The 12,260-nt window shown below is 54.4% G+C and carries 11 protein-coding genes and 1 tRNA gene; 4 read left to right on the top strand and 8 right to left on the bottom strand.

The window, feature by feature from the left end; all coding sequences use genetic code 11:
- Positions 1-64: 64 nt before the first annotated feature.
- Complete coding sequence (locus ACG1BZ_RS01625) at positions 65-754, top strand: DUF6515 family protein (RefSeq protein ID WP_108735126.1); 690 nt, start codon at positions 65-67, stop codon at positions 752-754.
- On the opposite strand, the gene ACG1BZ_RS01620 is transcribed toward ACG1BZ_RS01625, so the two are convergent.
- The 6 genes from ACG1BZ_RS01620 to rpsF form a co-directional block, all read right to left on the bottom strand.
- The gene (locus ACG1BZ_RS01620; protein WP_413664137.1) at positions 744-1,835 is read right to left on the bottom strand and encodes a winged helix-turn-helix domain-containing protein; all 1,092 of its coding nucleotides are present in this window, start codon (positions 1,833-1,835) and stop codon (positions 744-746) included. The two genes, ACG1BZ_RS01625 and ACG1BZ_RS01620, sit on opposite strands and share 11 nt — an antisense overlap.
- 54 nt (positions 1,836-1,889) lie before the next feature.
- The gene (gene dnaB, locus ACG1BZ_RS01615) at positions 1,890-3,332 is read right to left on the bottom strand and encodes a replicative DNA helicase (protein WP_413664136.1); all 1,443 of its coding nucleotides are present in this window, start codon (positions 3,330-3,332) and stop codon (positions 1,890-1,892) included.
- A 109-nt stretch (positions 3,333-3,441) separates the two neighbouring features.
- Positions 3,442-3,888 carry a 50S ribosomal protein L9 gene (gene rplI, locus ACG1BZ_RS01610; protein ID WP_282930238.1) on the bottom strand — a complete coding sequence of 149 codons (447 nt, stop codon included), beginning with the start codon at positions 3,886-3,888 and terminating at the stop codon, positions 3,442-3,444.
- A 36-nt stretch (positions 3,889-3,924) separates the two neighbouring features.
- Positions 3,925-4,767, bottom strand: a complete 843-nt coding sequence (locus tag ACG1BZ_RS01605; RefSeq protein WP_413664135.1) for a hypothetical protein — start codon at positions 4,765-4,767, stop codon at positions 3,925-3,927.
- Between the two features lie 43 nt (positions 4,768-4,810).
- Positions 4,811-5,041, bottom strand: coding sequence for a 30S ribosomal protein S18 (gene rpsR, locus ACG1BZ_RS01600; RefSeq protein ID WP_108731487.1), 231 nt, complete (start codon positions 5,039-5,041; stop codon positions 4,811-4,813).
- 12 nt (positions 5,042-5,053) lie between these two features.
- Positions 5,054-5,497 carry a 30S ribosomal protein S6 gene (gene rpsF, locus ACG1BZ_RS01595; RefSeq protein ID WP_282930240.1) on the bottom strand — a complete coding sequence of 148 codons (444 nt, stop codon included), beginning with the start codon at positions 5,495-5,497 and terminating at the stop codon, positions 5,054-5,056.
- Between the two features lie 399 nt (positions 5,498-5,896).
- On the opposite strand from rpsF, the gene ACG1BZ_RS01590 reads away from it, so the two are divergent.
- Together ACG1BZ_RS01590 and ACG1BZ_RS01585 are read left to right on the top strand one after the other, a co-directional pair.
- Positions 5,897-6,724, top strand: coding sequence for an alpha/beta fold hydrolase (locus tag ACG1BZ_RS01590; RefSeq protein WP_413664134.1), 828 nt, complete (start codon positions 5,897-5,899; stop codon positions 6,722-6,724).
- A gap of 223 nt (positions 6,725-6,947) precedes the next feature.
- Entirely contained in the window at positions 6,948-7,745 is a 798-nt protein-coding gene (locus tag ACG1BZ_RS01585) for an isocitrate lyase/PEP mutase family protein (protein WP_413664133.1), read from the top strand.
- Between the two features lie 650 nt (positions 7,746-8,395).
- Here the strand turns inward: ACG1BZ_RS01585 and rlmB are convergent.
- A complete protein-coding gene (gene rlmB, locus ACG1BZ_RS01580; RefSeq protein WP_413664132.1) occupies positions 8,396-9,151 on the bottom strand; it encodes a 23S rRNA (guanosine(2251)-2'-O)-methyltransferase RlmB in 756 nt (251 codons plus the stop codon).
- Between the two features lie 12 nt (positions 9,152-9,163).
- Positions 9,164-11,902 (bottom strand): ribonuclease R, encoded by a 2,739-nt coding sequence (rnr, locus tag ACG1BZ_RS01575; RefSeq protein WP_413664131.1) that lies wholly within the window; start codon positions 11,900-11,902, stop codon positions 9,164-9,166.
- A gap of 243 nt (positions 11,903-12,145) precedes the next feature.
- Here rnr and ACG1BZ_RS01570 point away from each other — a divergent pair.
- Positions 12,146-12,232 (top strand) — tRNA-Leu (locus ACG1BZ_RS01570).
- The last annotated feature ends 28 nt before the right edge of the window (positions 12,233-12,260 follow it).

Here is a 12,260-nt window from a genome sequence, read left to right as displayed (position 1 = left end):
TGTCTTTAATGTCAGGATAAGGGTTAGTATGTCAAATGTGAGTAATCACTTCGCTGGAGAGACTGTGAATAAACTGAATGTCGTAATTGGCGCCAGTGCGTTCCTGGCGCTGGCCGCTTTTGCCTTTAGCCCACCGGCCGATGCGCGCGGTTATGAGCGCGGGGGAGATCATCGCCATCACCACCGTGGCGGTGTTTATCGCGGACCACGTGTTTCGATCGGATTTGTTGCGCCCGTACTACCCGTTGGCCATGTGCGTGTCGCAGTTGGTGGACGTCCTTTTTACTACCATGGCGGGCACTTCTACCGCCACGGTCCCCGTGGTTACGTCGTTGTCGCTGCCCCTCTGGGCGCCTCGGTAGTCACCCTGCCAACTAGTGCTGTCAGAGTCCATGTAGGCGGAATTACTTATTACCAGTACGCCGATGCCTACTATCAGTGGCACCCGGCTACCCGAACTTATGTCGTAGTAGCACCACCTGCAGTGGCTGTAGCTCCAGCACCCGTAGCCGTTGTTCCAGCGCCTGCGCCGGCTGTAGCCGTTCCTGTTGCAACGGCAGCAGCTCCCGCTACTGTGCCTGCAACCCCGGACCCTGGCCCGCAGGGCTTCCAGCCCGGACAAGTGGTGGAAACCCTACCCAATGGCTATGCCGCTGAAATTATCAATGGCATCCAGTACTACCGCTATGGCGGCAATTACTTTATGCCGACCCAGCGCGATGGCCAGGAAGTCTACGTAGTCGTCAAGCTGTAAGCGCGGCTTCGCTTTCCAGCCCGTGAAAACGGGCAAACTGCCCCAGAGCCCGGTGGTAACTCGCCTCCAGCGAGACACCGGGCTTCTTGTCCCAGTGCAGGGCCTCTACCCGCAATACACCCGCATCCCGATCAGCCTTCAAATCCACCTGCCCCACGAATTGATCGCCGTATAAAATCGGCAGGCAAAAATAGCCATAGCGACGCTTGGCCGCCGGTACATAGCACTCCAATTGATATTCAAAATCAAACAGCCGGCGCAGGCGTTTGCGCTGCAATATCACTGGGTCGAATGGGGATAACAGGCGCACTTTGCGCGATGGTCGTACCGGCTCCCAGTCCAGGTGCTCGGTGAGTATCAGCTCTTTCCCCCACTGAGTGAGCTCACCGGTTGCCAACATGCGCTTAATTGCCAGCTGGATAAGGGGTTTGTCGTCCCTGCGCAGGTAAGCCATTTCCTCCACTCGGCCAATCCCCTGGCACCCCAGAAAAGTGCGCACCAGATGGCTACCATACTCAATTTCCGAGGCAGCATTGGTCGAGATTTTTGCTGGCAGTATCCGCTCCGGGAGATCGAAGACTTTTTGAAAGCCCTCCCGGTGGCTGACCATCAGCTCACCTTCATGAAACAACTGCTCCAGGGCTTTCTTTTCATCGGACCACTCCCACCATCCACTCTTGGTGCGCACAAAATCACTGGCCCGCAGGGCACCCTCCTCTCGCACACGATCGAGAACATAGCGACACAGCTTGGCATTCTTTTCAAACCAGTGGCGCTGACCGGCGCGGATACGATTCATACGCACCCGCGCATAGGGGTAGTGGGCCATTGGCAGGTAGGCAGCGGCGTGGGACCAGTACTCGAAAATTTCGCGGCGCTCTTCAGCTTCAGCCAGGTGTGACTCGCGGTAACGGGGCAGGCGATTGTAGAGCTGGTGGTGGTGGGCCCGGGTAATTCGCTGGATAGCATCCAACTGTAGGGCGCCAAGATGTTGCAACAACCCCGACAATCCTTCAGTCCAGGAGCTGTGGATAAATTGGCGTTGCAGCACCAGTGCGCGGATCTCTTGCTCGGATAACAAGAAGTGGCTCCCCTAGGCTCGGATATTCGACAGCCGCAAACCTAGCAGAAAGGCTTATTCGCCCTGGTAGTATTCCGGCGCCAGATTATCGAAGCGAGTGTATTTGCCCACAAAGGCTGCGCGGCAGGTGCCGATCTCACCGTTACGCTGCTTGCCGATAATCAACTCGGCCATGCCTTTATCCGGGCTGTCCTCGTTGTAGTATTCATCGCGGTAGATAAACAGGATCACGTCAGCATCCTGCTCGATCGCCCCGGATTCCCGCAGGTCCGAGTTCATCGGCCGTTTGTTGGGGCGCTGCTCTACTCCCCGGTTAAGCTGCGACAGGGCAATCACCGGGCACTCGTATTCTTTCGCCAGCGCCTTGAGAGAGCGGGAGATCTCGGAAATCTCCTGGGTACGGCCCTCGGTAGACCCTTTCACCTGCATCAGCTGCAAGTAGTCCACCATAATCATGGCGGGCATACTCTTGGCCTCGGCGTCCTCGCGGCTTAACTTGGGGTTCTCGCGCATCAATTTGTTGATGTGATCGCGCACCGTGCGCTTGGTACGGGCGCGCACCTCGCTGGGACTCAGTGCCGGCGTATCGTCGATATACAGGGACTTGCCTTTCATCTTCTGCACGGCGCTGGACAGCTTGGGCCAATCCTCTTCCTGCAGCTTGCCGTTCCTGATGCGCCCCTGGTCGATACGACCAATAGAGGACAACATCCGCATCACCAGGCTGTCCGAGGGCATCTCCATACTGAAGACCAGCGTCGGGCTCTCCTGGCAGAGCATGGCGCTCTCGATAAAATTCAATGCGAGCGCGGTCTTACCCATGGAGGGACGCGCGGCGAGAATAACCAGTTCGCCCGGCTGCCAGCCGGAAGTGCGCTGGTCCAGTTCGGTCAGACCGGTGCTGATACCGGTGATATCACCCTCGGTCTTGAACAGCTCATCGATGCGCTCGACGGTCTTTTTCAGCAGGGTATCCACGCCGACAAAGCCGCCCTCTTTGGCGCGCCCCTCGGCGATTTCCGCCACGCGGCGCTCAGCCATCTGCAGCAGGTCGGCGGAGGCGAGGCCACCGGGATTAAAACTGGTGCGGCTGATCTCACCGGCAGCGGCGATCAGCTGGCGCAGCATGGAGCGCTCACGCACGATCTTGGCGTAGGCGACGATATTCGCTGCGGAGGGAGTGTTTTCGGCCAATTCCGCCAGGTAGGCAGGGCCACCCACTTCACTGAGCAGGTCGCGGCTGGCGAGGCCTTCGGCGAGGGTAACGATATCCAGGGGCTGTTCGCCATTACTCAGCTCGCCCATAACCGCAAAGATCTTGCGGTGACTGGCGCTGAAGAAATCCTCTTCACTCAGCTGTTCGGCAACGGCATCAATACGGCCCGGGTCCAGCATCAGGCCGCCGAGCACAGACTGCTCCGCCTCTACCGAATGCGGCAGGGGTGAACTCTCTTCGCTGTGGATCTCTTCTTCAGGGGCGGCGTATTCGTCGATCATGGGACTTTACTGGATAGTAAAAACAAAACAGGCGCTGGACCCGATAGGGTGCAGCGCCCGATTGTAGCGCGGCTGGCGCCCGAAGCACCAACCGTTCGTCAGCAAAACCTTACTCGGCTTCGATAACGACTTTAACTGCAGCAATTACGTCGGAGTGCAGCTGTACGTCTACGTCGTACTCGCCCACTTCGCGCAGCGCGCCTTCCGGCAGCTTAACTTCAGCTTTAGCTACTTCAACGCCACCAGCGGAGATCGCTTCAGCGATGTCGCGAGTGCCGATAGAACCGAACAGCTTGCCTTCGTCGCCAGCGTTAGCAGCGATGGTAACAACCAGATCGGCCAGCTTGGTAGCGCGGCTCTCAGCTTCAGCCAGCTTAGCGGCAGCAGCGGCTTCCAGTTCAGCGCGCTTAGCTTCGAACTCAGCAATGTTAGCGGCGGTAGCAGCAATTGCCTTACCAGTCGGCAGCAGGAAATTGCGGCCAAAACCGGCTTTAACATCAACGCGGTCACCCACGTTGCCCAGTTTGCCTACTTTATCGAGCAGAATAACTTCCATCTCGGTTTCCTCAATTTCTGTATTGTGCGGGCGCGCTTATTTGGAAGAGCGTCCGCGAATATCTATCCAGCTATCTACCAGGGCCAGGCCGCAGAGGAAGCCTGCCAGGGGCAGCCCTCCAATCACCAGCATGATGTACATCGCCACCAGGGGACCTACCCCCCAACCGCGACTGGCAACCAGCCAGTGGACCAGGGCAATACCAGCTACCACCATCGGGAACGCAATCACCGCTCCCCAAAATGCGTAGCCTGGGGTTACCAAGCTGACTACCCACAACAACATACTTGTCGCTGACAGCCACAGGGGCAGGCGCAGCTGGTGGAACTCCTGGCGGAAACCGCCGGGGTTGTACAGCAGGGCCTGCCAGTAACGCCCCAGTACCAGAGCCAATGTGGCGCTCATCGCCGATATCAGGCCCAGGTAACCGGTAATTTGCAATTCACCCGAAAATATCTGCTTCAGTTCATCCATTGGAACAGTATTGGGCTGTTCCGCTGCATTCTCGACTGCCTGCAAGAACCCTTGCATCAGTCCTCCACTGAAGAGAGAGGTCAGCAATATGCCTGCTGCTGATGCCGCCGTTACAGCCACCAGGCCAGCGGCCCAGGAGCGACTGCTGCGCAATGCCATGGCGCCGCAAAAAACTGCAACAAAATGGCCTGCGGATATACCAGTCACCAGTGGTGGTACATGACCACTCATACCCATAACGACAATCGGCAACAGAGCCCAGGCCAAAACCATCAGGCCGTCACTGCTGCCTCGGCGCAAACTCACCAGAGCGAGAATTGCCGGGCTTATCAGCGGAATCCCCAACATGGTGAGGATTACCGCCCTGACGCGTCCGCGCATAATAAATTCAGCTACGGCGCGCATATCTAGATAGCTTCTCTATTAATGAGTCTAAGCAAACTGCGGCTTAGGCTTCGTGGCTGTCCGTGTACGGCAGCAGGGCCAGGTAGCGAGCGCGCTTGACCGCAGAGGCCAGCTGACGCTGATACTTGGCTTTGGTACCGGTAATACGGCTAGGAACAATTTTGCCAGTCTCGGAGATGTAGGCTTTCAGGGTATCGAGATCTTTGTAGTCGATACGCTTAACACCTTCAGCGGTGAAACGGCAGAACTTGCGACGACGGAAAAAACGTGCCATCTGATAATCCCCTTACTCTTCGCTTTCAGCGTTATCGGAAGAAGCTTCTGCAGCGTCGGAAGAAGCTTTCTCTTCTCCGGCGCGCTCGCGACGCTCGGTGCGCTCTGCACGGGCAGCTTTGCGCTCACGGCTTTCTTTTTCCGCTTTCATGATCGGGCTCTCTTCAGTGATCGCCTCGTCTTCACGAATTACCAGATTACGGATAACCGCATCGTTGTAACGGAAGTTGGTAGTCAGTTCCTCAAGGGCTTCTTCAGAACATTCTACGTTCATCAGAATGTAGTGAGCCTTGTGGATCTTGTTGATCGGGTAAGCCAGACGGCGACGGCCCCAGTCTTCCAGACGGTGAACCTGTCCACCGCTCTCCTTGATGGACGCAGTGTAGCGCTCCACCATGCCAGGTACCTGCTCGCTCTGGTCCGGGTGAACCAGGAATACAATTTCGTAATGACGCATTTTAGCTCCTTACGGGTTAATCAGCCTCTCGGACAGTCCGATGAGGCAAGGAGTACAACGGGCACGGATAAACCGGGCCCATTGCGGGCGGCGTATTCTAGGCAGTTGTGGGATTGGTTGCAAGTTGATCAATTACTTCAGCCCAATGCCTTCGCTATCCCGGTTGCAAGTTAACCAGTTGCATCAGGCCCTGTGCCTTCGCCCACCCGGTTGCAAGTTGATCAATTACCTCAAGCAAGTGCATTCGCATTCCAAGTTAGAAGTTGATCAAAATGACTACCCTGCCACTCGCCTTGTTTCTGGGATTTGGCGGATTGGGACACAGCACTGCTCGGTCTGGTCATGGGTTTGGCAAGCTGGCTTCGCCTATGATGCCGGACTGTTAAAGGGAGAAGTACCATGCCCCAACAAACCCACCAATTAGAATTTGGCGCCTTCCAGGTACCAGTAACCACAGTACACAACGGCGAAGGCCCCCTGGTATTGGTGCTTCCCGCGATGGGCGTACCGGCCAACCGCTACCGCCTGCTTCTGGAAGAGCTGCAAAAGCTCGGTTACAACACCGCCATCAGCGAATTGCCCGGCACCGGGGAGAGCCTGCCGCGCCCCCACCGAAATGCCGACTACGGCTACAACGATCTGGTGTTTTCGTTTATCCCGCTGTTAATCCAACTGCTGGAACAGCAATTCCCCCAGGGGCCAGCGCTGATTCTCGGCCACAGTATCGGCGGTCAAACCAGCACCCTGGCAGCCCGCGCCGGCCTCACTGGTAACGCCAAGGTTGTCAGCATCGCCTCCGGCCATGTGGACCACCGCAGCTGGAGTGGTCTGCACAAGTACGCCATCCTGCTCTTCGCCTCAATTGCCAGTGTGACCTCAAGCCTGCTGGGTTATTTCCCCGGTGCGCGCATGGGATTCGGCTGGCGCGAAGCGCGCAGGCTAATGAAAGACTGGGCCCGATCCATATTTAGCGGCCGCTTTGCTCCAGAGGATCGCTTTGGGCAAATGGAAAAGACAAGCCAGCCCACCCTGCATATTGCACTTGACGGCGACCCCTTCGCCCCTATTCAGGCCGCCCGTAAATTAGCGGCGATCGTCGGCGGCGAAACCCGGGAGATGAAACCCACTTATCCCAAGGGCAACCCTCACCTCAGCTGGATCAAGAATCCCGCCCCCGTAGTTGAGGCAGTACAGCAGTGGCTACATAAAGATCCCGCTCTCAACTGATTTTCCTTTTTTCTGTCTTTCCTGCATGGCCAAGAAAGCAATTCATAGCTTTCTTAGCCATGTATTAATAAAAACTGCCCGCTCCACCTCCCTCCCACATCGCAGCCAACAATCTTATTTGTCTTTCCGGTTTTCACGGTTCAGTTCCGTTTGTGGCCAGTGAATCAATCTCTTGAGCGGTAAATTCACCACTCAAACGACATCGCTCAAGTAGGTTATCCCCATGAACAACAGCCCATTCAATACCTTCACCAAGTTGCACCAAACTGACACCCCACTGATCCTGCCAAATGCCTGGGATGCTGCCAGCGCTTTAATCTGCCAAAACACAGGCGCCCAAGCGGTAGGTACCAGCAGTGCCGCCGTCGCCTGGTCGTTGGGTTATGCCGATGGTGGTGCCCTGCCAGTTGAGGAACACCTAAATGCTATCGCGCGGATTGCCCGGGTAACCTCATTACCTCTGAGTGTGGATATTGAAGATGGATATTCCCAAAACCCCAAACAGGTAGCTGAGCTGGCCTGTAAAATGGTTGCGCTGGGAGTCGCAGGCATCAATATTGAAGATGGTAACGACACCTCCGGATCTCTCGGCAAAAAAATCAGCGCTATTCGTAAAGCACTGAACGGCCGCCCGCTTTTTATTAATGCCCGTACCGATGTTTATCTCAATGCACTCGCAAGCGGTGATAAAGCGGTAAATATGTGCATAGAGAGGTTAGAGCTTTATAAGAGTGCCGGTGCTGACTGCGGCTTTGTGCCTGGGCTCTCTTCAATTGAGGAGGCAAGGAGTTTGGCAACGGGTATCGACCTGCCAATAAATATTATGCTGCTTCCGGATATGGCCCCTCTATCGGAATTTTCTGCCGCAGGTATAAAACGTTTTAGTACCGGACCAGCATTATTCCAGTCTGTCTACGGCCATTTAAACGAATCATTAAAACAGCTGGCAGCGGTTAAAAGTGACACTAATTTGTTTAGTAAGGCGTTGGACTACGGCACACTGAACTCTGCATTTACTTAAAGGATGTGGAAAGAAGTTTTATGTCCGGGTATTTCTATACCCGGATTGTAAGGACTTGCAGTAACCCCGTGGATCAAAGTTTCGAAAGAACTAAATAAATCTCCGCTCACCAACCTAATATGGGAACACCGCAAGTTTAAATATTAAGCAATTCTCTAAATCTTAAATTGTGGAAAATTAGCTGTAGATATTTATACGACCCAACTGATGAGTTTAAAGAAACCATTACATCTATTAGGTAAGAGCCAGTTACCATTATTTATTTCGATTGCCAACCTGCCCACTTAGCAACATCTACCAGGACAACAAATGGTACTACTATCAGCCACCCACAAATACTTTTCATTCTCAGAAATATGTTATTTTCCTAGTATCATTCTATGCCTCTGATATAAGTGCCATGACAATTTAACTTTTAGAGCAGTGTCAAATTGCTGCTTTTTATCTCAGCAAATATTAATAAGAAAGCCCTAAGGGGCTCCGAATAACTAAGCGATTCGAGAATCCAATTAACAATAAAAGTCATGGTAGATACTTTCATCACCATCCAGAGGTTATTTGGAAAGCTTTATAGAGGCCAGATTTGTTATAATCTCTAGATTGCACGGCCAGTGAAGATCATCCCTAGCACGCGCAGAATAGATCAACTATTAGCCGTTGCGCTGACGCACGGCCTCAAACAAGCAAACACCTGTGGCAACAGAAACATTTAAGCTACTTACCTCTCCCGCCATAGGAATTTTGATCAGATGATCGCAATGTTCCCTAGTCAGACGCCGCAAGCCGCTGCCCTCGGCCCCCATGACTAGTGCCAAGGGGCCGGTTAATTGGCTTTGGTATACATCCTGTTTCGCCTCACCGGCTGCACCATAAATCCACACTCCCGCCTGCTGCAGCTGCTGTAACGCGCGAGCCAGGTTAGTCACGGTGACAAAGGGCAATACTTCGGCAGCGCCGCAGGCCACTTTGCGGGCTGTTGGCGTCAGCCCGGCAGATTTATCTTTCGGCGCAATCACCGCATGTACTCCGGCAGCCTCTGCCGAGCGCAGGCAGGCACCCAGGTTGTGGGGATCAGTCACTCCATCCAGCACTAATAAGAAAGGTGCTTCCCCGCGCTGATCCAGTTTTTTCAGCAGGTCGAACAGGAATTTCTCATCGTGGACTTTTGTTTTGCCAGAACAGATGGCAACGACACCCTGGTGATTAGCGCCATCCTCTACTTTCTCATCCAGCGCTCGCCGGTCGATAAAGCGCACGGCAATATCATTTTTTTCCGCCTGCTGGATTATTTTTTGCAGGCGCTGATCCTTGCGGCCACGCAGTAACAGAAGCTCCGATACATTCTGCGGAGAACCTTTTAGGAGGGCCTGCACCGCGTGCAGGCCATAGATAACTTCCTGACTCAATTTATTCCTCGATCACTTTTTCTTTTTACTGCTAGAAGAAATCTTTTTCTTCTTTTTTAGTTTACCCGAACGGGTTTTGGCGTTTTCAGCCTTTTGCGCGGCTTTACGGGCAGCCACTGCAGGCCGCTTTCCGCCCTTGCGTGTCGGGGTACGCTTTTTAATCTTGCGTTTGGGCTGGGCATCTTCACCTTGCCTGCCTTCACCTCGCCTATTGAGCGGCTCTTTTTCCGGTTTTGCTACAGGGGCTTCAACACTGGCCTCCACTGGCACAGCCTCATCTGATCCCACCTTGCGCTTGCGGAAAGGCGAGGACTTGGCTGTGGTCTCGGTATGCTTGGCCCAGGGGTTAGCACTGGTATTGCTGGGTTTTTCTTTTTTATCGCGGCCCCGGCGCTCGCGTTCCAACTGATGTTCTACTGCCATTTCCATAGCGCGGGCACTCACCCGCGTACTCTCTTTCTTTTTCTTCGACTCACGCTTTGCGCGTGGGACCAGTTCATTCAAGGTGAAATCCACCTTGCGCTCTTCGAGATCCACCCGTGCAACCTGCACGGTGACAGAGTCACCCAAATGATAACGCTTGCCACTGCGCTCCCCGATAAGACGCTGGTGCGCCTGCTCAAAGCGATAATAGTCTTTGGGCAGGGCAGTGACATGTATCAGGCCCTCCACGTAGAGTTCATCCAACTCCACAAATAATCCAAAGCCGGTTACCGCACTGATAACACCGGAATAGGTCTCGCCCACATGGTCTTGCAGATATTCACACTTAAGCCAGCTGAGCACATCCCGGGTCGCATCGTCGGCGCGCCGCTCGGTCAGCGAACACTGTTCCCCAAGTTGCAACATGGCCGGCATGTCGTAGGGTAAAATCTGCTCTCGAGCAATCGGTTTGGCACCGGGCACAGAGTGAACTTTTTTTGCCACCGCAGCTTGGTTGGCGCTGCCGTTGCGTATCAACCAGCGCAGCGCCCGGTGCAGGAGCAAATCCGGATAGCGGCGAATCGGGGAGGTGAAATGGGCATAGGCCGGGTAATCCAAACCGAAGTGTCCTCGATTCTCCGGCTGGTAAACCGCCTGGTTCATAGAGCGCAGCAGCATCACCTGAATAATATGCGCATCTGCACGGCCCTCGATCTGCTCCATCAGGTCCTGGAAGTCTTTGGGCTGGGGCTCACCACCACCGGGAAGGCGCAATCCCAATTCACCCAGGTATTCGCGCAAATTACTGAGTTTTTCCTCTTTGGGCGCATCGTGTACCCGGTAGAGTGCGGGCAGTTCCGATAGCTCCATCAGACTCGCCGCGCTGACATTGGCCGCGAGCATACACTCTTCGATCAGCTTGTGAGCATCGTTGCGCACCACCGGAATAATCCGCTCAATTTTTCGTTGGGCGTCAAATATTATCCGGGTCTCGGTCGTCTCAAAATCAATAGCACCCCGGCGCTCCCGCGCTTGGCGCAACGCCAGGTAGAGGTCGTGGAGATTGTCCAGGTGTGGGGTGAGGGTCGCAAATTGCTTGCGGGCACCACTGTCGCGGTTATCCCGCTCATCGAGTATTTGCCCTACCTGGGTATAAGTCAGGCGCGCGTGGCTGCGCATAACCGCCTCAAAGAAACGATAATCCTGAATTTCACCGCTTCGGTTGATGTGCATTTCGCACACCATACACAACCGATCGACATCGGGGTTCAGGGAGCAAAGGCCGTTGGACAATTTCTCCGGCAGCATGGGTACAACGAAATCCGGAAAATAAACCGAGTTTCCACGGCCGTGCGCTTCCTCATCCAACGCACTACCCGGACGTACATAGTGGGAAACATCGGCAATGGCTACCAGCAATTTCCAATTGCCATCGGGTAAAAGTTCGCAGTAGACCGCATCATCAAAATCCCGCGCGTCTTCACCATCGATAGTAACCAATGGTAACTGGCGAAGATCCACCCGGGATTTCTTGTGGTCCTCAAGCACTTCATCGGCAATTTCATTGACCTCGGCCGTCAGTGCACTGGGCCAGGTGTGGGGAATTCCGTAATTGCGAATCGCAACGTCAATCTCCATACCCGGGGCAAGGTGGTCACCGAGAACTTCGCTAACCTCACCTTGCGGCACTTTATCCCGGCCCGGTTGGGTAACAATTTTTACTACGACATACTGGCCGTGATCGGTTCCGGCGGTATCCTCAGAGGCCACCATAATATCCAGGTTAATACGAGGATTGTCCGGGCGCACAAAACAAATACCGTTTTCCCGATACAGGCGCCCAGCCAGCTGCTCGGTATTGTGCTTGATCACCCGAACAACAGCGCCCTCGCGTTTACCGCGAAAACCTCCGGGGGTTTCCCGAACTAATACCTCGTCACCATCAAAAACTTTACGCATCTGTCGATGGGATAAAAATAGATCGGTGCCGCCATCACTGGGGATAACAAAACCAAAACCATCCCGGTGCCCCATAACCCGGCCGCGTATCAGGCTCATTTTATCCAGTACACCAAAATCACCGGCGCGGTTGCTGGCAATCTGCCCATCCCGGGACATGGCGATCAAACGGCGCCTGACTCCTTCGCGGCGATCCTCGTCGGCCAATTCGAGTAAATCAGCCACCGTTTCCCAGGGTACAGGCTCCGCTTGTTTTTCCAGAATTTGCAGCAAGTACTCCCGACTGGGCACGGGCTTTTCGTATTTCTCTGCCTCGCGCTGGGCATGAGGGTCAGCATTGAAAGGGTCTGAGGTATTTTTTTGAGTCAAAACAGCATCCGTTGTTGGGCAGTTGCCAGGGTTGGCAACCTCCGGAGATTATCCGGCCATAAAGAAAGGCGGCGTTGGTGGTGGATTCCTGGTCAATAATTCGCCGCTATTGCACGCATTATAAGCGATTTCGCCAATTTTCCCGACCTAAGAAAAAAATGATGAAAAAAGCGCAACGCAGCCGTTGACACAAGGGGGGCAGATCTCTATAGTTCGCGTCCTCAACGGAGCACACGTTGATTTGCCCAGGTGGCGGAATTGGTAGACGCGCTAGCTTCAGGTGCTAGTGACCTAACGGTCGTGGAGGTTCAAGTCCTCTCCTGGGCACCAATTCCAAAAAGGCTGACTCGAAAGAGTC

It is taken from the genome of Microbulbifer sp. CNSA002 (assembly GCF_047324085.1).
In the GTDB taxonomy this organism is placed as follows: Bacteria; Pseudomonadota; Gammaproteobacteria; order Pseudomonadales; family Cellvibrionaceae; genus Microbulbifer.
The sequence above is the reverse complement of the archived record's forward strand: the minus strand, read 5'-3'. Positions and strand labels throughout refer to the sequence as shown.

Bases quoted from the DNA above. Each gene is read 5' to 3' on its own strand.
- dnaB (WP_413664136.1), bottom strand. From the start codon at position 3,332: ATGATCGACGAATACGCCGCCCCTGAAGAAGAGATCCACAGCGAAGAG.
- rplI (WP_282930238.1), bottom strand. From the start codon at position 3,888: ATGGAAGTTATTCTGCTCGATAAAGTAGGCAAACTGGGCAACGTGGGT.
- ACG1BZ_RS01605 (WP_413664135.1), bottom strand. From the start codon at position 4,767: ATGCGCGCCGTAGCTGAATTTATTATGCGCGGACGCGTCAGGGCGGTA.
- rpsR (WP_108731487.1), bottom strand. From the start codon at position 5,041: ATGGCACGTTTTTTCCGTCGTCGCAAGTTCTGCCGTTTCACCGCTGAA.
- rpsF (WP_282930240.1), bottom strand. From the start codon at position 5,497: ATGCGTCATTACGAAATTGTATTCCTGGTTCACCCGGACCAGAGCGAG.
- ACG1BZ_RS01590 (WP_413664134.1), top strand. From the start codon at position 5,897: ATGCCCCAACAAACCCACCAATTAGAATTTGGCGCCTTCCAGGTACCA.
- ACG1BZ_RS01585 (WP_413664133.1), top strand. From the start codon at position 6,948: ATGAACAACAGCCCATTCAATACCTTCACCAAGTTGCACCAAACTGAC.